This window comes from Agrococcus pavilionensis RW1, assembly GCF_000400485.1.
Classification (GTDB): Bacteria; Actinomycetota; Actinomycetes; order Actinomycetales; family Microbacteriaceae; genus Agrococcus; species Agrococcus pavilionensis.
Map to the genome: position 1 here is coordinate 107031 of NZ_ASHR01000021.1, position 20573 is coordinate 127603.

20 protein-coding genes are annotated in these 20573 nt (G+C 73.6%); 10 read left to right on the plus strand and 10 right to left on the minus strand.

All coding sequences use genetic code 11. The features are described from left to right. Positions 1-106: 106 nt before the first annotated feature. From L332_RS21690 to purS, 3 genes are all read right to left on the minus strand, one after another. Positions 107-598 (minus strand): DUF3817 domain-containing protein, encoded by a 492-nt coding sequence (locus L332_RS21690; protein ID WP_021010387.1) that lies wholly within the window; start codon positions 596-598, stop codon positions 107-109. Between the two features lie 209 nt (positions 599-807). After that, a complete protein-coding gene (purQ, locus tag L332_RS21695) occupies positions 808-1497 on the minus strand; it encodes a phosphoribosylformylglycinamidine synthase subunit PurQ (protein ID WP_021010388.1) in 690 nt (229 codons plus the stop codon). Then, positions 1494-1754 carry a phosphoribosylformylglycinamidine synthase subunit PurS gene (gene purS / locus L332_RS21700; RefSeq protein ID WP_021010389.1) on the minus strand — a complete coding sequence of 87 codons (261 nt, stop codon included), beginning with the start codon at positions 1752-1754 and terminating at the stop codon, positions 1494-1496. Before purS ends, purQ begins: the two co-directional genes overlap by 4 nt. A gap of 117 nt (positions 1755-1871) precedes the next feature. Here purS and ypfJ point away from each other — a divergent pair, with 117 nt between their 5' ends. Next, positions 1872-2768: a KPN_02809 family neutral zinc metallopeptidase gene (ypfJ, locus tag L332_RS21705; protein WP_021010390.1), complete on the plus strand. Its 897-nt coding sequence runs from the start codon at positions 1872-1874 to the stop codon at positions 2766-2768. Between the two features lie 45 nt (positions 2769-2813). On the opposite strand, the gene L332_RS21710 is transcribed toward ypfJ, so the two are convergent. Next, positions 2814-3689, minus strand: a complete 876-nt coding sequence (locus tag L332_RS21710; RefSeq protein WP_021010391.1) for a phosphoribosylaminoimidazolesuccinocarboxamide synthase — start codon at positions 3687-3689, stop codon at positions 2814-2816. Continuing rightward, positions 3686-4945, minus strand: coding sequence for a phosphoribosylamine--glycine ligase (gene purD / locus L332_RS21715; protein ID WP_021010392.1), 1260 nt, complete (start codon positions 4943-4945; stop codon positions 3686-3688). Before purD ends, L332_RS21710 begins: the two co-directional genes overlap by 4 nt. A 152-nt stretch (positions 4946-5097) precedes the next feature. Between purD and L332_RS21720 the strand changes: the two genes are divergently transcribed. Genes L332_RS21720 through L332_RS30080 form a run of 4 tightly spaced genes read left to right on the plus strand, consistent with a single transcriptional unit; the run spans position 5098 to position 7748 of the window. Beyond that, positions 5098-5589 carry a DUF2243 domain-containing protein gene (locus L332_RS21720; protein ID WP_021010393.1) on the plus strand — a complete coding sequence of 164 codons (492 nt, stop codon included), beginning with the start codon at positions 5098-5100 and terminating at the stop codon, positions 5587-5589. 2 nt (positions 5590-5591) lie between these two features. Next, the gene (locus tag L332_RS21725) at positions 5592-6404 is read left to right on the plus strand and encodes a cytochrome c oxidase assembly protein (protein ID WP_021010394.1); all 813 of its coding nucleotides are present in this window, start codon (positions 5592-5594) and stop codon (positions 6402-6404) included. Between the two features lie 36 nt (positions 6405-6440). Then, positions 6441-6806: a sterol carrier family protein gene (locus tag L332_RS21730; protein ID WP_021010395.1), complete on the plus strand. Its 366-nt coding sequence runs from the start codon at positions 6441-6443 to the stop codon at positions 6804-6806. Between the two features lie 21 nt (positions 6807-6827). Next, entirely contained in the window at positions 6828-7748 is a 921-nt protein-coding gene (locus tag L332_RS30080) for a hypothetical protein (protein ID WP_021010396.1), read from the plus strand. A 33-nt stretch (positions 7749-7781) separates the two neighbouring features. On the opposite strand, the gene L332_RS29405 is transcribed toward L332_RS30080, so the two are convergent. Both L332_RS29405 and L332_RS21750 read right to left on the minus strand, forming a co-directional pair. After that, entirely contained in the window at positions 7782-9155 is a 1374-nt protein-coding gene (locus L332_RS29405) for a short-chain fatty acid transporter (protein ID WP_021010397.1), read from the minus strand. A 56-nt stretch (positions 9156-9211) separates the two neighbouring features. Beyond that, the gene (locus tag L332_RS21750) at positions 9212-12118 is read right to left on the minus strand and encodes a cation-translocating P-type ATPase (RefSeq protein WP_021010398.1); all 2907 of its coding nucleotides are present in this window, start codon (positions 12116-12118) and stop codon (positions 9212-9214) included. Between the two features lie 108 nt (positions 12119-12226). Between L332_RS21750 and L332_RS29410 the strand changes: the two genes are divergently transcribed. Next, complete coding sequence (locus L332_RS29410; RefSeq protein ID WP_021010399.1) at positions 12227-12718, plus strand: hypothetical protein; 492 nt, start codon at positions 12227-12229, stop codon at positions 12716-12718. Next, entirely contained in the window at positions 12718-13860 is a 1143-nt protein-coding gene (locus tag L332_RS21755) for a hypothetical protein (protein WP_021010400.1), read from the plus strand. The genes L332_RS29410 and L332_RS21755 overlap by 1 nt, the downstream gene beginning before the upstream one ends. Here L332_RS21755 and purF read toward each other — a convergent pair. After that, a complete protein-coding gene (gene purF / locus L332_RS21760; RefSeq protein ID WP_021010401.1) occupies positions 13853-15310 on the minus strand; it encodes an amidophosphoribosyltransferase in 1458 nt (485 codons plus the stop codon). The genes L332_RS21755 and purF overlap by 8 nt on opposite strands. Positions 15311-15438: 128 nt before the next feature. On the opposite strand from purF, the gene L332_RS21765 reads away from it, so the two are divergent. Then, complete coding sequence (locus L332_RS21765; RefSeq protein ID WP_021010402.1) at positions 15439-16299, plus strand: SDR family oxidoreductase; 861 nt, start codon at positions 15439-15441, stop codon at positions 16297-16299. Between the two features lie 97 nt (positions 16300-16396). On the opposite strand, the gene L332_RS21770 is transcribed toward L332_RS21765, so the two are convergent. Together L332_RS21770 and tdh are read right to left on the minus strand one after the other, a co-directional pair. Continuing rightward, positions 16397-17575 carry a glycine C-acetyltransferase gene (locus L332_RS21770; RefSeq protein WP_021010403.1) on the minus strand — a complete coding sequence of 393 codons (1179 nt, stop codon included), beginning with the start codon at positions 17573-17575 and terminating at the stop codon, positions 16397-16399. A gap of 3 nt (positions 17576-17578) precedes the next feature. After that, positions 17579-18634: an L-threonine 3-dehydrogenase gene (gene tdh / locus L332_RS21775; RefSeq protein ID WP_021010404.1), complete on the minus strand. Its 1056-nt coding sequence runs from the start codon at positions 18632-18634 to the stop codon at positions 17579-17581. 101 nt (positions 18635-18735) lie between these two features. On the opposite strand from tdh, the gene purM reads away from it, so the two are divergent. Both purM and L332_RS29415 read left to right on the plus strand, forming a co-directional pair. Further along, positions 18736-19824 carry a phosphoribosylformylglycinamidine cyclo-ligase gene (gene purM, locus L332_RS21780; protein WP_021010405.1) on the plus strand — a complete coding sequence of 363 codons (1089 nt, stop codon included), beginning with the start codon at positions 18736-18738 and terminating at the stop codon, positions 19822-19824. A 109-nt stretch (positions 19825-19933) separates the two neighbouring features. Then, entirely contained in the window at positions 19934-20551 is a 618-nt protein-coding gene (locus tag L332_RS29415; protein ID WP_021064984.1) for a DUF4190 domain-containing protein, read from the plus strand. Positions 20552-20573: the final 22 nt, after the last annotated feature.

A 20573-nucleotide genomic window follows, 5' to 3' on the forward strand; every position in this document is an offset into this window, starting at 1 on the left:
CTCTCCTAGGAGGTGGCTCGGCGGTCCCTCGATCCTACCGAGCGGTCGGATGCGTCGGCTCGCGCGTCGTCGTCGGCGCCCGTCGCGCTGGGCGCCGGTCAGTCGCTCAGTCGAACCACTGCGTCGGCGGGCCAGCGGTGAGCAGCGCGGCGAAGACGATCGCGACGAGCGCGAGCGCGATGACACCCAGCAGCACGGGGTGGGTGATGCCCCAGCGGAAGGCGCGGTCGATCCAGCGGTCGTCGCCCGGCTCGCCGGTCGGCTCGGTGCGCCAGCCGCCCTCGAGCGCGCCCCGGCGCACCAGGCGCCGCTCCCATGGGATCGTCGCGTAGGGGATGACGGCGGTCAGCACGCCGAGTGCGACGGTGCCGAGGCGCCAGCGCTGGTTGTGGCCGACGACGAGCTGCATCGCGGCGTAGGAGAGGAAGACGAAGCCGTGCGTGCCGCCCGCGATGGGCAGGAGCGCGTCGTTCTCGAAGCCGTACTTCGCGACCATCGCGACGATGAGCGCCGTCCAGGTGACGGCCTCGGCGATCGCGAGGAAGCGGTAGAGCCGCTTCGGGGTGAGGCCGGTCGCGGTCGGAGCGGTCGCAGGCATGTAGCCAGTCTACGCTCTCTGCCTCGCGCGTCGCTCGGGCCTGCCCCGCTCATCGAGTAGGCCCGCAGGGCCGTCTCGCCCCCCGCTCATCGAGTAGGCCCGCAGGGCCGTATCGAGATGACGACCGGTCGGTCTCGATACGACCGGCTACGCCGGTCTACTCGACCAGCGGTGGTGGCTGCGCCGGTCTGCTCGACCGGCGGTGACCGCTAGGCGGCGACGGCCTCGAGTGCCGACTTGAAGATCTCGAGCCCGTCGATGCCCGCCTTCATCCGCGTCGTCGTCGGGCCGAAGCCGAGCTCGACCGCGTGCTCCGGGTGCGGCATGAGCCCCATGACGTTGCCCGCGGCGTTGGCGATGCCCGCGATCGCGTCGATCGAGCCGTTCGGGTCGTCGCCGAGGTAGCGGAAGGCGACGAGTCCCTCGCCCTCGATGCGCTCGATCTCGTCGGGCGTCGCGACGAAGCGGCCCTCGCCGTTCTTGAGCGGGATGACGATCTCCTGCCCCTCCTCGAAGCGGTTCGTCCACGCGGTCGTCGTGCGCTCGACGCGCAGCCGCTGGTCGCGGCGCACGAACAGGCCGGTGGCGTTGCGCACGAGGCCGCCGGGCAGCAGCCGCGCCTCGGTGAGCATCTGGAAGCCGTTGCAGATGCCGAGCACGGGCATGCCGCGCTCGGCCGCCTCGACGACCTCGGTCATGATCGGCGAGCGCGCGGCGATCGCGCCGCAGCGGAGGTAATCGCCGTACGAGAAGCCGCCGGGCAGCACGAGCGCGTCGACGCCGTGCAGGTCGTGCTCGCCGTGCCACAGCGCGACGGGCTCGTGGCCCGCGAGCCGCACGGCCCGCTGCGCGTCCCGGTCGTCGAGCGTGCCGGGGAAGGTGATGACGCCGACCCTCATCGGTCGGCCTCCTCCTGCACCCGCACGCCCACGACATCCTCGATCACGGTGTTCGCGAGCACGTCGTCGGCGATCTTCCGCACCTGCTCGAGCAGGGCATCCGTCACCTCGCCCTCGACGGTGAGCTCGAAGCGCTTGCCGAGGCGCACGTCGCCGATCTCGCCGTGCCCGAGCCGCGCGAGCGCGCGGCTGACCGCCTTGCCCTGCGGATCGAGGATCTCGGCCTTCGGCATGACGTCGACGACGATGACGGCCATGGGTCTCCCTAGCTCGCGGCGGGTTGGGGTCACCCCATTCTACGGATGCGGCGCGTGCGCCGGTCGGACGGGCGGATTCCCGGCCGATCGTCGGGTCAGCGCGGCTATGGTGCCGCCATGACGTTCAGGGGCAACGCGAACTTCGACACCTCGACCGTGAGCCGGGGCGGCGGCGGTGGCGGTCGCGGCGGCGCGATCGCGGTGGGCGGCGGCGGTCTCGTGACCGTCATCCTCGTGCTCGTGTCGATGTTCTTCGGCATCGACCTCACCGGGCTCGCGCCGCAGCAGCCGATCTCGCCGGGCTCGCAGTCGCAGGGCGAGGAGGTCACGGGATGCACGGGCGAGGCCGCGAACGATCCCGCCAACGTCACGTGCCGCATGGAGGGCGGCGCCGACTCGATGTCGCAGTTCTGGGAGACGACCTTCGCGGCGAACAACCTCGAGTACCGCGACCCGAGCGTGCAGCTCTTCGACCGGCAGGTGCAGACCGGCTGCGGCGCCGCGACGAGCGCGGTCGGCCCGTTCTACTGCCCCGCGGATGAGCGCATCTACATCGACACCACGTTCTTCCAGCAGATGCGCGACCAGTTCGGCGCCTCGGGCGGCTCGCTCGCGCAGCTCTACGTGCTCGGCCACGAGTGGGGCCACCACATCCAGCACCTCACCGGCGACCTGCAGCGGGTCGAGCAGGGCGACTCGGGGCCGCAGTCGAGCGGCGTGCGGTCGGAGCTGCAGGCCGACTGCTACGCGGGCGCCTGGATCCGGGGCGCGTCGGAGACGCGCGACGACGACGGCGGTGACCCCGTGCTCATCGCGCCGACGCAGCAGGAGATGAACGACGCGATGAACGCCGCGTCGACGATCGGCGACGACCGCCTGCAGTCGATGAGCGGCGGCGGCGTGAACCCCGAGACCTGGACGCACGGCTCGAGCGAGCAGCGGCAGCGCTGGCTCGCGACGGGCTTCAACGAGGGCGTCGGCAGCTGCGACACGTGGCGGGCGCCGGAGGTGTGAGCCCCGCGACGCGCTGAGCCGGCGCGGACGGCGGCGCGCAGCGGCTCAGCCGGCGGAGGCGGTCAAGCGGTCGTAGAGCTCGCGGTAGCGGGCCGACGTGCGCTCGACGACGTCGTCGGGCAGCCGCGGCGGCTCGCCCTGCCCGTCCCAGCTCGCGGCGAGCCAGTCGCGCACGATCTGCTTGTCGAACGACTCGACGCGGCCCTCGGCGAGCGCCTCGGCGTCCCAGTAGCGCGACGAGTCGGGCGTGAGCACCTCGTCGGCGAGCACGAGCTCGCCCGTCAGCCGGTCGCGGCCGAACTCGAACTTGGTGTCGGCGAGCACGAGCCCCGCCTCCTCCGCGATCGCGGCGCCCATGGCGTAGACGCTCAGGCTCATGTCGCGGATCGCGTCCGCGTCCGCCGCGCCGACGAGCTCGACCGTGCGCTCGAACGAGACGTTCTCGTCGTGCTCGCCCTGCGGCGCCTTCCACGCGGGCGTGTAGATCGGCTCGGGCAGCGCGTCGCCGTCGCGGAGGCCCTCGGGCAGCGCGACGCCCGAGATCGACCCCACCCGCTGGTACTCCTTGAGCCCCGAACCGGTCACGCGACCGCGCACGACGCACTCGACCGGGAGCATGTCGAGCGTGCGCACGAGCATCGCCCGCCCCCGCACCGCCTCGGGCGTGCGGTCGTCGGCGCCGTCGGCGAGCTGCGTCGGCAGGCCGAGCCGGTCGGTCCACCAGCGGGTGAGCGCGGTGAGCAGCGCGCCCTTGCCCGGGATCGCCGGCTCGAGCACGCGGTCGAACGCCGACACGCGGTCGGAGGCCACCATGAGCATCTCGGGCGCCTCGGCGAGCGTCGCGCCCTCGGGCACGTAGAGGTCGCGCACCTTGCCGCTGTAGGCGAGGTGCCAGCCGGGGAGCTCGACGGCGTGCGTCATGCCTTCGCGCCGATGTCGGTGCGCGCCTGCCCGCCCTCGAGCGAGATCGCGGCGAGCCCCGCATACGCGCGCTCTCGCGCCTCGGCGAGCGTCGCGCCCGTGCCGACGACGTTGAGCACACGGCCGCCGGTCGCGGTGAGGCCCTGCTCACCGGCGCCGGTCGCGGCGTGCAGCACCCGCACGCCCTCGAGCCGCTCCGCCTCGTCGACCCCGTGGATCGGCCGGCCCGTGATGGGGTCGCCCGGGTAGCCCTCGCTCGCGAGCACGACGGCGACGGCGGCCGAGTCGCGCCACTCGAGCGGCGCGGCGGAGGCCAGGCTCCCGTTCGCGGCCGCGAGGAGCGCATCCGCGAACCCCGACTCGATGCGCGGCAGCACGACCTGCGTCTCGGGGTCGCCGAAGCGCGCGTTGAACTCGATCACCTTGACGCCCGCGTCGGTGACGATGAGGCCGCAGTAGAGCAGCCCGCGGAAGGGCGTGCCCGCCTCGGCCATCGTCCGGATCGTCGGCAGCGCGACGGTCTCGACGACCTCGTCGACGAACGCCTGCTCGCTGCCGAATCGCTCGGCGAGCCACGGCAGCGGCGAGTAGGCGCCCATGCCGCCGGTGTTGGGGCCCGAGTCGCCGTTGCCGAGCCGCTTGAAGTCCTGCGCGGGCGCGAGCGGCACGACGTCGGTGCCGTCGGTGAGCACGAACAGGCTCACCTCCGGGCCGGCGAGGTACTCCTCGATGAGCAGCGGCCCGTCGGGCAGGAACGCCTCGGCGTGCGCCTCGGCGGCGGCGCGGTCGTCGGTGACGATGACGCCCTTGCCCGCGGCGAGGCCGTCGGCCTTCAGCACCCACGGGGGTGCGGATGCGTCGAGCGCGGCGCGCACGTCGTCGAGCGTCGAGGCGGTGGTGTCGGTGCCCGTCGGCACCCCGGCGCGCGCCATGACCTCCTTGGCGAAGGACTTCGAGCCTTCGATGCGGGCGGCGGCCTTCGTGGGGCCGAAGACGGGCACGCCCACGCGCTCGAGCTCGTCGGCGACGCCCGCGACGAGCGGCGCCTCGGGGCCGATGACGACGAGCTCGAAGCCGCCGTCGACCGCGAGCTCCGCGACGAGCTCCGGGCTCTTGATGTCGAGCCGCACGGTCTCGACCTCCGCGGCGATGCCGGCGTTGCCGGGCGCGGCCGTGATCTCGTGGCCGCCCTCCGCGAGGAGCGCCGTGATGATGGCGTGCTCGCGCGCGCCGCTGCCAAGGACGAGGATCCGCACGCGCCCATTCTAGGAGCGGGGCGCGCGGCCCGCCCGCGTGCCCCGATGCATCCGCCCTGAACCAGCGCTCGGGGATGCCGCTCCCAGCCGCCGCCCCGACAATGGCCGCACGCAGGGCCGCGGCGCTCGCCGTGCCCGGGAGGGGGAGCGCGATGACGAGCACGAGCAGCCGCGGCGGCGCCCGCGCGAGCGACGCCGGCGCTGAGCCGATCCGGCGAGTCGTGCTCTCTGGCGTGCTGTTCGGCGCCGGCATCGCCGCCTCGGTCGTCGACCTGTTCCTGTTCCACCTCGTGCTGCAGTGGCACCACTTCTACGACCTCGGCACGACCGAGATGGCGATCGCCGCCGACGGCTTCTTCCACGCGGCCGCGTGGGGGATGACGGTCGCGGGGCTCTTCCTGCTCGTCGACGCGCGGCGGCGAGCGCCGGTGCGGTGGTCGCGCTGGACGGGCGCGGTGCTCGCCGGCCTCGGCGGGTTCCAGCTGCTCGACGCGGTCGTCAACCACAAGCTGCTCGGCATCCACCAGGTGCGCTACGACGTCGACCTGCTGCCCTACGACATCGCCTGGATCGGCTCGGCGGTCGTCGTGCTCGCGATCGGGCTCGTCGTGCTTCGGCGCTCGCGAGGGCGCGCGGAGCGCTGAGCGTGCCGGGCCACGGCGGTCACAGCGGTGCGGTGCCGCTCGCGGCGGATGCGTCGTGGGCGCTGCTCGACGCGCTCATCGTCGCGGCGCTGCTCGTCGCCGTCGGCGGCTACCTGCGGGCGCTCCGCTCGGCTCGGCGCCGTGGTCCGTGGCCCGCGCTGCGCACGACGAGCTGGATGCTCGGGGCGCTCTGCGCGGGCGCGGCGACGCTCGGCCCGATCGCGATCGCCGCGCCCTCGAGCCTCACGGGCCACATGCTCGCGCACCTCCTCCTCGGCATGCTCGCGCCGCTCCTGCTCGTGCTCGGCGCGCCCGTCACGCTCCTCCTGCGCGCGCTGCCCGTCACCGCGGCGCGCCGCCTGACGCGCGTGCTGCGCAGCGCGCCGCTGCGCGTCCTCACCCACCCGGTGTCGGCGGCGGTGCTCAACGCGGGCGGCCTCGGGGCGCTCTACGCGACCGACCTCTACGGCCTCGTGCACGCATCCGCCCTCGTGCACGGCATCGTGCACGTCCACCTGCTGCTCGCGGGCTACCTGCTCACCGCCGCGCTCGTCGGCGTCGACCCCGACCCGCACCGCGCGTCGATCGGCGTGCGAGCGGCGGTGCTGCTCGCCTTCATGGCCGTGCACTCGATCATCGCGAAGCGCGTCTACGGAGCGCCGCCCGCGGGTGTCGAGGCGGCCGACGCGCACGTCGCGTCGCAGCTCATGTACTACGGCGGCGACGTCGTCGACGTGACGCTGCTCGTGCTGCTCGGGCTCGCGTGGCTGCGCGCGACCCGGCCGCGCCGGGCCGCGGTGCCCGCGGCGGCCTGACCGGCCCGCGTCGGCGCCGCCGCGTAGCCTGGCGGCATGCCCAAGCGCATCCCCGACCTCGACGGCATGGACGCCGTGCGCGCCGCCCTCGCGCCCGAGGCGAGCCGCCAGGACCGCGCGCTCGCGGTGCGCTACTCGCTGCAGTGCCTCGCCGAGCGCGCGCCGGGCAAGAGCGTCGAGGTGCGGGTGCCGCCCTTCGGCGCGGTGCAAGCCGTCGAGGGGCCGGGCCACACGCGCGGCACGCCGCCCAACGTCGTCGAGACCGACCCCGCGACGTGGCTCGCCCTCGCGACCGGCGCGGAGTCGTGGGCGGATGCAGTGGCTCGCGGCGCCGTGCACGCCTCGGGCGTGCGCGCCGACGTCTCGGCCTGGCTGCCGGTGCTGCGCCTATCCGGCGGCTAGCGCCAGCACCATACTTGCCCCATGGCACAGGTCGTCCGTCCGCAGGGGTTCATCGGCCCGATCGTCCTGCTCATCGTCGGCATCGTGCTGCTCTTCAACGGCGTGCCGGCGCTCATCCAGTGGATCGGCTGGGTCGCGCAGGTCTCGCTCGTCACGGGCGTCGAGCGCGCGCTCGAGCAGGCCGGCGGTCCGCTGCTGCTCGCGGCCGGCGCGACCTTCATCGGCTTCCTGCTGCTGCGCGGCGGGTGGAACGCGCTCATGGGGCTCGCTCGCAGCGCGAGCAAGCGCGCGCAGGAGCAGGTGCGCACCGGCGCCCAGCAGGTGCGCCGCGAGGTCGACCAGCGGCGCACGCAGGTCAGCGCCCAGGCGCAGCACCTGCAGGATCGCGTGCCGCAGTCGTGGCGCGAGCGCATCGACGCCGCCGCGCGCGAGGTCGAGGCGGAGCGCGCCCGCCGGTCGGGGCAGCAGCCCAACGTCTACGCGAACTCGCAGTGGCAGTCGCCCCAGCAGCAGCGCCCGGCGCAGCAGGCGCCCGCGCAGCAGCGGCCACAGCAGGCGCCGGGGCAGCAGGCGGGGCAGCAGCGCCCCGCCGCGCAGCCCCAGCGGCAGCAGGCGCCCGGCGCCGATCGGCTCGCGCGCATCGAGGAGCTGCGCGGCCGCGTGGGGGAGCGGCTCGAGCGGCAGGCGTCACAGAGCCCGCAAGCGGCGAAGCAGGCCGCCGCGCAGGTCAAGCGCGCCGCCGAGATGGCCGCCGCCCGCGCCCAGCGCGGCGTCGAGTCGAGCGTCGATCCGGAGGTGCAGGCGCTCGTGGGCCGGCTCGACCTCGCCGACGCCGAGCGCGTCCGGCGCCGCGGCTCGTCGCTCACGAGCTCGTCGCTCTCGACGTCCGCGCTGTCGAAGACGTCGCTGACGCTCAACTCGCTCCTGCGGCAGCGCCGCTGACGCCCGCGGTGGGCGAGCGCCAGCGGCGCTCGGTCACAGCGACCAGATGAGCAGGATCGCCGCGAAGACGAGCCCGGAGGCGATGAGCGTCACGGTCGTGTAGCCGAGGATGTCGCGCATCTTGAGCCCCGCGATCGCGAGCAGGGGCAGCGCCCAGAACGGCTGGATCATGTTCGTCCACTGGTCGCCGTACGCGACGGCCATGATCGGGATCGCCGGGTCGACGCCGATGCGCTCGGCGGCGTCGAGCAGGATCGGCGCCTGCACCGCGAACTGCCCGCCGCCCGAGGGCACGAAGAAGTTCACGAGGCCGGCCGAGAGCAGGGCGAGTACGCCGAAGGTCGTCGGCGTCGAGATGGCGACGAACCAGTCGGAGAACACCTGGATGAGGCCGGAGCCGGTCATCATGCCGAGGATGCCCGCATAGAGCGGGAACTGCAGCAGGATCTCGCCGACGTTCGAGGCGGCCTCCTTCGTCAGCCGGATGATCTCGAACGGGTTCTTCACGAGCAGGAAGATGAGCGCGAGGAACGACCAGTTCACGATGTCGAGCGTGAGCGTGCCGCCCTGCACGAAGTGCACGACGAGGTAGAAGACGAGCGCGGCGCCGACGAGCAGCGTGACGATGCGGCTCGCGTCGATCCGGTCGGCGGGCGTGACGACCTCCTCCTCGGTCTCGACGAGCTGCTCGCGCAGGTCGATCTCGAGCTCGACGATGCGGTCCTTGCCGCGCGGCGCGATGAGCGCGAGCGCGACGGCCACGACGACGATCGTCGCGACCGCGCCGATCAGGTTCGGCAGCGCGAAGGTCGTCTCGGTGATGGGCACGACCTCGCCGCCGAGGTGCTCAGCGATGAAGGAGTCGGGCGTCGCCGCCGTGAGGGGGCCCGAGCCCGAGTAGCCCATGTGCCACACGACGAAGCCCGAGAAGCCGGCCGCGACGAGCATCGGGAAGTGCAGCCGCAGACCGCGCTCCCTGCCGGAGGCCGCGACCTCGCGCGCGAGCAGTCCGCCGACCACGAGGCCGAGGCCCCAGGTGATGAGGGATGCGACCGAGGCGATCACGAAGACGAACAGGTAGGCCTGCACGGGCGTCTGCGGCAGCGAGGCGAGCTTCGACAGCAGCTTCCGCACGGGCCGGGTGTTGGCGAGCATGTGGCCGAGCAGCAGGATGAGCGCCATCTGCGTCATGAAGGCGAGCAGCCCCGAGAGGCCGTCGCCCCAGCTCTTGACGAGGTCGACGGGATTCGTCTGCGTCACCGTCAGCGCGAGCAGCGCGACGACGAGCGTCAGCACGATCGCGAAGACGAGCGCCGACGGGATCCACCGCTCGACGACGTTGTTGATGGGCCGCATGGCGCGCGCGAGCGGCGCCCCCGATCGCTGCTCAGCGGTCGCGTTGGACATGGTTCACCTCGTTGTGCATGGGTCGACGTAAGGGGCGATGCGCCCCACGCCAGACACTACCGAGGAGTCGGAGTCCCTCTGCGACGCCCGCGCGAGCGGATGAGGAGCTTCCGCAGCTCGTCGAACCACAGCACGCACGACGCGAGCGCGAGGCACGTGAGCCACTGCTCGAGCGAGAGCGGCGCGGTGCCGAACCCTGCCTGCAGGAGCGGCACGTGCACGACGAGCACCTGCGTCACGACCCCGAACGCGATCGCGGCCCACAGCCACCGGTTCGTGAAGAGCCGGTGGAACGCCGAGGCGTGCTCCGAGCGCGAGTTGAGCGCGTTGCACAGCTGCGCGAGCACGAGCGTCGTGAAGGCGGCGGTGCGCGCGGTCGCGACGTCCTCCGAGCCCTCGATGAGACCGCCCGGCAGGTGCATGTCGATCGCGAGCAGCGTGACGACCGCCATGACGGCGCCGATCGAGAGGATGCCGCCCCACATCCGCGCGTCGATCACGCGCTCGTCGAGCCGCCGCGGCCGCCGCGCCATGACGTCCTCGGTCTCGGCGTCGACGCCCATCGCGAGCGCGGGCCCCGAGTCGGTGATGAGGTTGATCCAGAGGATCTGGGTCGCGAGCAGCGGCACGACCATCGCCTCGCCGTGGCCGGTGAGCCCGAGGAAGCCCGCGAGCAGCACGCCCAGCAGCATCGTGAGCACCTCGCCCATGTTCGACGAGAGCAGGTAGCGCAGGAACTTCCGGATGTTCCCGAAGATCACCCGCCCTTGCCGCACCGCGGCGACGATGGTCGCGAAGTTGTCGTCGGTGAGGATCATCGCGGCGGCCTCCTTCGAGACCTCCGTGCCCGTGATGCCCATCGCGACGCCGATGTCGGCCCGCTTGAGCGCCGGCGCGTCGTTCACGCCGTCGCCGGTCATCGAGACGATGTGCCCGTCGGCCTGGAGCGCCCCGATGATGCGCAGCTTGTGCTCGGGCGCGACGCGCGCGAAGACCGAGACGTCCCGCACGGCCGCGCGCAGCGCATCCTCGTCCAATCCGTCGAGCTCGGCGCCCGCGATCGCGCGATCGCCGCGACCCGCGATGCCGAGCTCGTGCGCGATGCGGAGCGCCGTCGCGGGGTGATCGCCCGTGATCATGACGACCCGGATGCCCGCCCCGCGCGCCGCCCCGACCGCCGCGGCGGCCTCCGAGCGGGGCGGGTCGATGATGCCGACCGTGCCGACGAAGATGAGGTCCTCCTCGAGCGCGAGGCCGGCGTCGGAGTCGAAGCCGCCGGCGGCGGTGACGGATGCGTGCTCCTCGGCCCTGAGCGGACGGTACGCGACGGCGAGGGTGCGGAGCGCTTGCGCCGACATCGACTCGACCGCCTCCCGCACCCGCGCGCGGTCGTCGTCGGTGAGCGGCCGCACGGCCATGCCGACCCGCACGCGCGAGCTGTGCTCGAGCAGCACGTCGGGCGCGCCCTTCGCGATGAGCACCGGCTGGCCCTCGCCGCCCTCGACCGGGTGCTCGGCGTCGGCGACGACGACCGACATCATCTTGCGCTCGGAGGTGAACGGCACCTCTCCGATGCGCGAGAAGCGCTGCTCGCGGCGCCCCGACAGGCCCGCCTTGCGCTCGGCGACGACGAACGCCGCCTCGGTCGGGTCGCCCACGACGACCCAGCCGCCGTCCTCGTCCTGCCGCACCTCGGCATCCGAGGCGAGCGTGCCGCCCGAGAGCACGACGATGTCCTCCGCGCGGATGCCGAGCGCGGGATCGGCGTCGAGCAGCGGGCTGCCGTCGACGAGCACCTCGCCCTCGGGCGCGTAGCCGACGCCCGTGATGTCGGCGACGCCCGAGCCGGTGTGCACCGTGAGCATCGTCATCTCGTTGCGCGTGAGCGTGCCGGTCTTGTCGGAGCAGATGACGGATGCGGAGCCGAGCGTCTCGACCGACGAGAGGCTCTTCACGATCGCCCCCTGCCTGCTCATCGCCTGCACGCCGATCGAGAGCACGAGCGAGAGGATCGCGGGCAGCCCCTCCGGCACGGCCGCGACTGCGAGCGAGACGCCCACGAGCAGCACGTCGACGGCCTCCTGCAGCGAGCCGATGCCGCTCGTCAGGCCGATGGCCCCCATCACGACGACCGCGATGACGATCACGGCGATCCCGAGCGTGCGCCCGACGGCCGCGATCTCGCGCTGCAGCGGCGTCGGCTCCTGCTCCGTCTCGGCGAGCATCGTCGCGATGCGGCCCATCTCGGTCGCCATGCCGGTCGCCGTCACGACGGCGCGGCCGACGCCCTGCGTGACGGCGGTGCCCTTGAACACCATGTTGCGGCGGTCGCCGAGCGGCACGGGCTCGGGGAGCGCCGCGGGCGACTTCGTCACCGGCACCGATTCGCCGGTGAGCGACGCCTCGGCGACCTGCAGCGACGACGCGCTCAGCAGCCGTGCGTCGGCACCGACCGAGTCGCCCTCCGCGAGCGCGAGCACGTCGCCCGGCACGAGGTCCGCTGCGGGCACGCGCTCCGTCCGCCCGTCGCGCACGACCGTGGCCGTGACGGCCGTCATGTCCTGCAGGGCCGCCACGGCATCCGCCGCCCTCGCCTCCTGCACGAAGCCGAGGATCGCGTTCGCGACGACGATGAGCGCGATGACGGTCGCGTCGATCGGCAGCCCGTGCGCGCCCTCGAACACCCACGCGACGACCGAGATGACGATCGCGCCGAGCAGCAGGTAGATGAGCGGGTCGGCGAACTGGCGGAGCAGTCGCCGCCACGCCGGCTCGGGCGGGGCGGCGTCGAGCTCGTTCGGGCCGAAGCGCGCGCGCCGCTCGGCGGCCTGCCCGGCCGTGAGCCCGGCGTCGGCGTCGACCTCGAGCTCGCGGGCCGCGGCGGCGGCGTCGAGGAGGCTCCAATCGCGCTGCTCGGCGCTCGCTCCGGTGGGCGTGCTCGCGGTCGGCTGCGCGTCGGTCACTCGTCGGCTCCTGTCGTCGCGGGGCGCGCGGCCGTGCTCCCGGCCGGCAGGCCCCTCTCGCACCGTACTCGTGCGGTCCGGGGCGCGTCGCGTGGGATGCTGGATGCCATGGACGCGACGCACGATCGGACGCCGCAGGGCGATGCCGCCGGCGACCCGGAAGGCACGACCGAGCAGCTCGACGTGACGGTGCGGCGCTCCCCGAAGTACGGCGCCTTCGCGGCAGCCGGTGCGCTCGTCGGTGCCGTCGCCGCGGGGCTCATCGCCGCGTCGATGCCGCAAGCGGTCAACGAGAACGGCGTGCCGGTCGACACGACGCCCGTGATCGGGCTCATGGTCGTCGCCGGGTTCGTGGTCGGCGGCGGGCTCGGCGCGCTCGTCGCCATCATCGTCGACCGCGCCCTGGCGAAGCGCACGACCGCGACGGTCGCCGAGCGCGTCGAGGTGCGGCGGCCGGATGCGCTGCCGACGGCCGAGGACGACGCGCTCGAGGCGCGCTTCGAGCGGCTGGGCGGCGCCGACCCGGGCCTCGCCGACCCCGCGGTGCCGGGCGCCGCCGAGCGCGAGCGCGGCGAGGACGACCGCCCCGGCCGAGCCTGATGCCCGCCGGGCGCACGCGCAGCGCGATCGCGCACGCGCTCGCCTGGATCGGCTTCGGCGCCGGCTTCGCGGCGCTCGCGAGCGTCGCGCTCGCCGAGGGATCGGCGGTCGCGCTCGCGCTCGGCAGCGCCGCCGCCCTTGCCGGCGCCGCGCTCGGGCTGCTCGCCGCGCCGCTGCTCGAGCGCGCCGCGGCGACGACCGCTGCCGCTCGGCTCGCGGCGATCGCGGCTGCGGCGCTCGCGCTCGTCGTGCTCGCCGCGGGCGGGACGCTGCTGCTGCTCGACGTCGCGATCGGCCCCGCGCTCGCGCCCCTGCTCGGGCTCGCGGCGGGGCTGCAGCTCGCCGCCGCGATCACCGCCTCGGCGCGCGACCCGCTGCTCGCGCCCGCCGTGCGGCCCGCGCCGACCCTGCTCGCGGCCGCGGCCGGCACCGCGCTCGCGGCGGCCGCGCCGCTCGTGCCGACGCTCGACGTCGCTGCCGTGCTCGTCCTCGCCGCCGGCGCGCAGCTGCTCGCGCTCGGCGCAGCCGTGAGCGCGCGGCCCGAGCCGACGGCCGCCGAGCCGGCACCGGAGCCGGCGGGCGCGGCCCGGGCGCCGGTCTCGCTGCCGCTCGCGGCACGGGTGCTCGCGCTCGCGCTGCTCGCGGCGGCCGGCGCGGGCGCGATCGCGGCGCTCCGTCCCGCGCTCTCGGCGATCGGCGCCGACGACCCGGAGCCGGCCGCGCCCATCGCGCTCACCCTCGCGCTCGGCGCGATCCTCGGCCCGCCGCTCGCGCGGCTCGCCGAGCGGCTCCCGCGCCGCCGCGCGGCCGCCGTCGTCGCGACCCTCGGCGGCATCGCGGCGCTCGCGGCGCCGATCGCGCGGCCGGGGGCCCTCGATCTCGCCGCCGCGACGCTCCTCGGGATCGCGCTCGCCGCATCCGTCGCCCTCGTCGAGCTCGCGCGCCGCGCGCACGTGCGCCTCGCGCCCGCGACCCCGGCGCTGCTCGCGCTCGCGGCGGCGGCCGGTGCGGCCCTCGCCGCGCTGCTGCTCGGCGCCGTGCCCGTGGCCGACGTCGTGCTCGGCGCCGCGATCGCGTGCCTCGTCGCGAGCCTCGGGGCATGGGCGCCCGAGCGCGGCGCCGCCGCGGAGCCGCTCAGCTGAGCTGCGTCTGCTCCACCCAGCGGAGGTACTCGTCGGTCACCGAGCCGGTGACGTAGTCGCCCGTGAAGCACGACATCTCGAGGCCCTCGATGCTCGAGCCGTCGAGGATCGCCCGCTGCAGGTCGTCGACCTCCTGGTAGACGAGGAAGTCGCTGCCGAGCGCCTCGTTCACCTGCGGGATCGAGCGGCCGGAGGCGATGAGCTCGCTGCGCGAGGGCATGTTGATGCCGTAGACGTGCGGATAGCGCACGGGCGGGGCGGCCGAGGTGAAGGTGACGGTGTTCGTGCCGACCGAGCGCATCATCTCGACGATCTCGCGGCTCGTCGTGCCGCGCACGATCGAGTCGTCGACGACGAGCACGTTCTTGCCGCGGAACTCGCTCTCGAGCGCGTTGAGCTTCTGCTTGACCGACTTCTTGCGCTCCTGCTGGCCGGGCATGATGAAGGTGCGGCCGACGTAGCGGTTCTTGTAGAAGCCCTCGCGGTACTCGATGCCGAGCCGGCGGGCGACCTCCATCGCGGCGGGGCGCGACGAGTCGGGGATCGGCATGACGACGTCGATCGCGCCGGAGGGCGTGTACTCCGCGATGGTGTCGGCGAGCCGCTCGCCCATGCGGAGCCGCGACTCGTAGACGTTGACGCCGTTCATGACCGAGTCGGGACGGGCGAGGTAGACGTACTCGAACGCGCACGGCAGCAGCACCGGCGAGTCGTGCGTCATCGCCGAGGCGAGCTCGCCGTCGGGCGTGATGAAGATCGCCTCGCCGGGCGCGACGTCGCGCTCGACCTGGAAGCCCGAGCCGGTCAGCGCCACCGACTCGCTCGCGACCATCCACTCGGTGCGGCCGCGCTCGCTCGTGCGGCGGCCGAGCACGAGCGGGCGGATGCCGAAGGGGTCGCGGAAGGCGAGCAGCCCGTGCCCGGCGATGAGCGCGATGACGCCGTAGGAGCCCTGGATGCGCTCGTGCGTGCGGCGCACGGCGGTGAAGAGGCGGTCGGCGTCGAGCTCGCCGCCGCCGACGAGCGACTGCAGCTCGCTGCCGAGCACGTTGACGAGCATCTCGGTGTCGCTGCCGGTGTTGACGTGCCGGTGGTCGACGGTCGCGAGCTCGCGCTCGAGCTCGCGGGAGTTCGTGAGGTTGCCGTTGTGCACGAGCACGATGCCGTAGGGCGCGTTGACGTAGAAGGGCTGCGCCTCGAGCTCGTTCGCGGCCTCGCCGCGAGTGGCGTAGCGCACGTGGCCGAGGCCGTAGTCGCCGAGCAGCGAGCGCATGTCGCGGGTGCGGAACGCCTCGCGCACCTGGCCCTTGGCCTTCTTCAGGTGGATCGAGCGGCCCTCGGCGGTCGCGATGCCGGTCGAGTCCTGCCCGCGGTGCTGGAGGAGCGCGAGAGCGTCGTACACCTGCTGGTTGACGCTCGAGTCGGAGACGATGCCGACGATGCCGCACACAGGCGAGCTCCTTCTGTCGCGGGATTGACACCCAAGCCTACCGAGCGCCGCGCGCCGGCTCCGGATCGGGCGGATGCGCTCGGCGAGCACCCAAGCGACGTCCAGGCTGCGTCGGCACAGTGAGGGACATGAGCTTTGACACCGAATCCATCAAGAACCTGCCAGAGCAGACCCAGGAGTGGCCCGGTTGGACGGACAAGCTCCAGCCCGTGCCCGACCACGGCGAGACGAGCTACGTCGGGCGCGGCCGGCTCGAGGGCAAGCGCGCCCTCGTCACCGGCGGTGACTCCGGCATCGGCCGAGCGACCGCGATCGCCTTCGCGAAGGAGGGCGCCGACGTCGCGATCGCCTACCTCCCGCAGGAGCAGGAGGACGCCGACGAGACCGGTCGTCAGATCGAGGCGGCTGGCCGCAAGGCGGTGCTGATCGCGACCGATCAGCGCACCGAGCAGGCGAACCTCGACCTCGCGCAGCGGGCGGTCGACGAGCTGGGCGGGCTCGACATCCTCGTCAACAACGCCGGCTACCAGATGGCGCAGGAGTCGCTCGCCGACATCACCGACGAGCAGCTGCGGCAGACGTTCGAGACGAACATCTTCGCGATGTTCAACCTCACGCGCGCGGTGCTGCCGCACCTCGGCGAGGGCGCGAGCATCATCAACTGCTCGTCCATCCAGGCCTTCGACCCGTCCGAGACCCTGCTCGACTACGCGTCGACGAAGGCCGCGATCAACAACTTCACCGTCAACCTCGCCGCGCAGGTCGGCGAGAGGGGCATCCGCGTCAACGCGGTCGCGCCGGGCCCGATCTGGACGCCGCTGCAGCCGTCGACGAAGCCCTCGGTCAAGGACTTCGGCATGAACGCGCCGCTCGGCCGCCCGGGGCAGCCGATCGAGGTCGCGACCGCGTTCGTCTACCTCGCGAGCGACGAGGCGAGCTACGTCTCGGGCACCGTGCTCGGCGTCACGGGCGGCAAGCCCGTCTTCTGACGCCTCCCGCGAAACGGACCCCTTCCACCCACCGGGACCTGGTGCACCAGGTTCCGGACGGTGGAGGGGGTCCCGTTCCGCGTCGAGCAGGAAGCGGTCAGGCGGCGACGCGCTCGCGCGCCGCGGTGAACGCCGCGACCGCGCGGTCGACGTCGGCGTCGGAGTGGGCGGCCGAGAGCTGCACGCGGATGCGCGCCTCACCGCGAGGCACGACGGGGAACGAGAACGCGGTGACGTAGACGCCCTCCTCGAGCATCGCATCCGCCATCTCGGCCGCGAGCCGCGCGTCGTGGAACATCACGGCGGTGATCGGGTGCTCGCCCGGCAGCAGCTCGAAGCCCGCCTGCTCCATGCCGACGCGGAAGCGCTCGGTGTTGCGCCGCAGCCGCTCGCGCAGCTCGCCCGCCCCCTCGACGAGGTCGAGCGCCTTGAGCGAGCCGGCGACGACCGACGGCGCGAGGGCGTTCGAGAAGAGGTAGGGGCGCGAGCGCTGGCGCAGCAGGTCGACGATCTCGGCGCGCGCCGCGATGTAGCCGCCGGAGGCGCCACCGAGCGCCTTGCCGAGCGTGCCCGAGATGATGTCGATGCGGTGCTGCACCCCGGCGAGCTCCGGCGTGCCGGCGCCCGTGGCGCCGGTGAAGCCGACTGCGTGCGAGTCGTCGACCATCACCATCGCGTCGTAGCGCTCGGCGAGGTCGCAGATCGCTTCGAGCGGCGCGAGGTAGCCGTCCATCGAGAAGACGCCGTCGGTGACGATGAGCCGGCGGCGCGCGCCCTGCGCGTCCTGCAGGTGCGCCTCGAGCTCGGCCATGTCGCGGTTCGCGTAGCGGTAGCGCTTCGCCTTCGAGAGCCGGATGCCGTCGATGATCGACGCGTGGTTGAGGGCGTCCGAGATCACCGCGTCGGAGGCGTCCAGCAGCGTCTCGAACAGGCCGCCGTTCGCGTCGAAGCACGAGGAGTAGAGGATGCACGCCTCCTGCCCGAGGAACGACGCGAGCCGCGACTCGAGCTCGAGGTGCTGGGTCTGGGTGCCGCAGATGAACCGCACCGAGGCCATCCCGAACCCCCACTCGTCGAGCGCGGCCTTCGCCGCCTCGACGATGCGCGGGTCGTCGGCGAGCCCGAGGTAGTTGTTCGAGCAGAAGTTCAGCACCTCGGTGCCGTTCGCGACGACGCTCGCCGACTGCGGCGAGGCGATCGCGCGCTCGCGCTTCGTGAGGCCCGCGGCCTCGATCTCGGCGAGCTCGTCGGCGATGGATGCACGGATGGAGTACACGGGTCACGCTCCCTGGGGGTCGGTGAAGTCGAGGATGACCTTGCCCGCCCCGCCGGACCGAGCGCGCTCGAAGGCGGCCTCCCAGTCGGCGAAGGCGAAGCGGTCGGTGATGACGGGGGAGACGTCGAGGCCGGTCTGCGACATAGCGGCCATCGCGTACCAGGTCTCGAACATCTCGCGGCCGTAGATGCCCTGGATCGTGAGCATGTGCGAGACGACCTTCGCGAAGTCGACCTCGATCGGCTGCGAGGGCAGGCCGAGCATCGCGATGCGACCGCCGAAGTTGAGGTTCTCGATGATGCCGACGAGCGCGGTCGGGGAGCCCGACATCTCGAGCGCGACGTCGAAGCCCTCCTGCATGCCGAGCTCGCGCTGCACCTCGGCGATCGACGCCTCACGCGGGTTGAGGGCGCGGAAGCCGAGCGAGCGGGCGAGCTCGAGCCGCGGCTCGGCGATGTCGGTGATGACGATGTGGCGTGCGCCCGCGTGCCGGGCGACCATCGCGGCCATGAGCCCGATCGGGCCGGCACCGGTGACGAGCACGTCCTCGCCGATCACCGGGAACTTCAGCGCGGTGTGCACGGCGTTGCCGAACGGGTCGTAGATGCCGAAGACGTCGAGCTGGTCGGCGGTCGCGGTCGCGGCGGTGACGCCCGGGTGCACCCACACGTTCGACGCGGGCAGCACGACGAGCTCGGCGAAGCAGCCGTCGCGCTGCACGCCGAGGTTGGAGGTGCGGATGCACAGGTGCCGGCGCCCGGCGCGGCAGTTGCGGCAGTGCCCGCACACGACGTGCCCCTCGCCGCTCATGAGCTGCCCGACCGCGAAGTCGGTCACGCCCTCGCCGACCTCGACGATCTCGCCGCAGAACTCGTGCCCCACGGTCAGGCCGGGCGTGACCGCCGACTGCGCCCACGCATCCCACGAATCGATGTGCAGGTCGGTGCCGCAGATGCCGGCGCGCAGCACGCGCACCTTCACGTGGCCTGGTGGGGTCTCGGGCTCGGGCAGCTCGGTGAGCTCGAGCCCCGGCCTGCCTCGGGTCACGAGTGCGCGCATGGGTGTCTCCGTCGACGTGGTGGGTGTGCCGCGCCCATCCTGCCATCGACCTGCCCGGGCGGGGCCCGATCGGGCTCCGGTGGGCCAAGTACGCTGGTCGCATGACCGATCCGTATGCGTCCGCCGGCGTCGACACCGAGGCGGGCGACCGCGCGGTCGAGCTCATGAAGGCGGCCGTCGCGCGCACGCACGGCGCGGGCGTGCTCGGCGGCGTCGGCGGCTTCGCCGGGCTCTTCGACCTCTCGGCGGCCGGCTCGTACGCCAAGCCGCTGCTCGCGACCTCGACCGACGGCGTCGGCACGAAGCTCGCGCTCGCCCAGGCGATCGACAAGCACGACACGATCGGGCAGGACCTCGTCGGCATGGTCGTCGACGACATCGTCGTGGTCGGCGCGAAGCCGCTGTTCATGACCGACTACATCGCGTGCGGGCGCGTCGTGCCCGAGCGCATCGCCGACATCGTGCGCGGCATCGCCGAGGCGTGCGAGGCGACCGGCACGGCGCTCGTCGGCGGCGAGACGGCCGAGCACCCCGGCGTCATGGCTCCCGACGACTACGACATCGCGGGTGCCGCGGTCGGGATCGTCGAGGCGGATGCGGTGCTCGGCGCCGAGCGCGTCGGCGCGGGCGACGTCGTGGTCGGCATGGCCTCCTCCGGGCTGCACTCGAACGGCTTCAGCCTCGTGCGCCACGTGCTCGCCGAGCGCGGCCTCGCGCTCACCGACCGCGTCGACGAGCTCGGGGGCGTCGCCGCCGAGGCGCTCCTGGAGCCCACCCGGCTCTACACGCTGCCCCTCCTCGGGATGCTCGAGCAGGGGCTCGGCGTCCGGGCGATCTCGCACGTGACGGGCGGCGGCATCGCCGCGAACCTCGCGCGCGTGCTGCCGCGCGGCCTCGCGGTCGAGGTCGACCGCGCCGCGTGGGACGTGCCGGCCGTCTTCGGCGCGCTCGCCGGCCTGGGCGGCTTCTCGCTCGAGGACGCCGAGGGCACCTGGAACCTCGGCCTCGGCATGCTCGTGGTCGTCGACGCCGCGGACGCCGACCGCGTGATCGCCGCGAGCCGCGACGCCGGCATCCCGGCATCGACCGTCGGCCGCGTCGCGGAAGCGCCCGCAGAGCTCGCCGAGTGGGTGCAGGGCGCGAAGGGCGTCGACGGCGGGGCCGTGCGGCTCGCCGGCGCCTTCCGCTGACGCACACACCCGCTGCGCGCCGCACGTCCAGCCGATCTTGAGGCACGCCGCGTACCGTTTCGTCGAATCGACGGATCAGCGTGTGCTCGGAACCAGGGGAGGTGGCGACGTGTCCGAAGACTCCGACCGCTTCCGGCCCCCGCAGGACGCTTCGCCGGAGAGCCGGCAGGACGGCTCGTCGACGTCCGAGCAGTCGCCGCCCGCGCCTCCCTTCGCCGCCGGCGAGCGCCGACGCAGCGCGGCGCCGCAGCCCGACATGGGCCCGCCCGCCACGCCGACCATGGGTCAGCGGGGGCCCGAGTGGCAGCAGCCGGCATACATCGCGCCGAACGTCGCGCAGCGCTACTCCACCCCGCTGCACCACGACGGCGACGCGCAGCTCATCCACCCCGCAGCAGCGCAGGTCGCGAACTACACGCCCTACGGCGTGCCCGTCTACCGCGCCCCGGTCTACCCGAACGCGCAGGTGCCGCAGCGCGGCCTCTCGATCACGGCGATGGTGCTCGGCATCGCGTCGGCCGTGATCGCGTGGGCACTCGTCGTGGTGCCCATCATCGGGCTCGTCTTCGGGTTCATCGCGCTCCGGCGCGAGCCGGCCGGCCGCGCGATGGCGATCACGGGACTGATCACCTCCGGCGTCGGCCTGCTGTGGGTGCTGCTGTTCTACCTGCTGCCGCTGCTCGGCGTGCTCGGCGTGCTCTTCATGGGGATCGGCGCCTCGCCCTGACGCGCGGCCCTAGGCTGGTGGG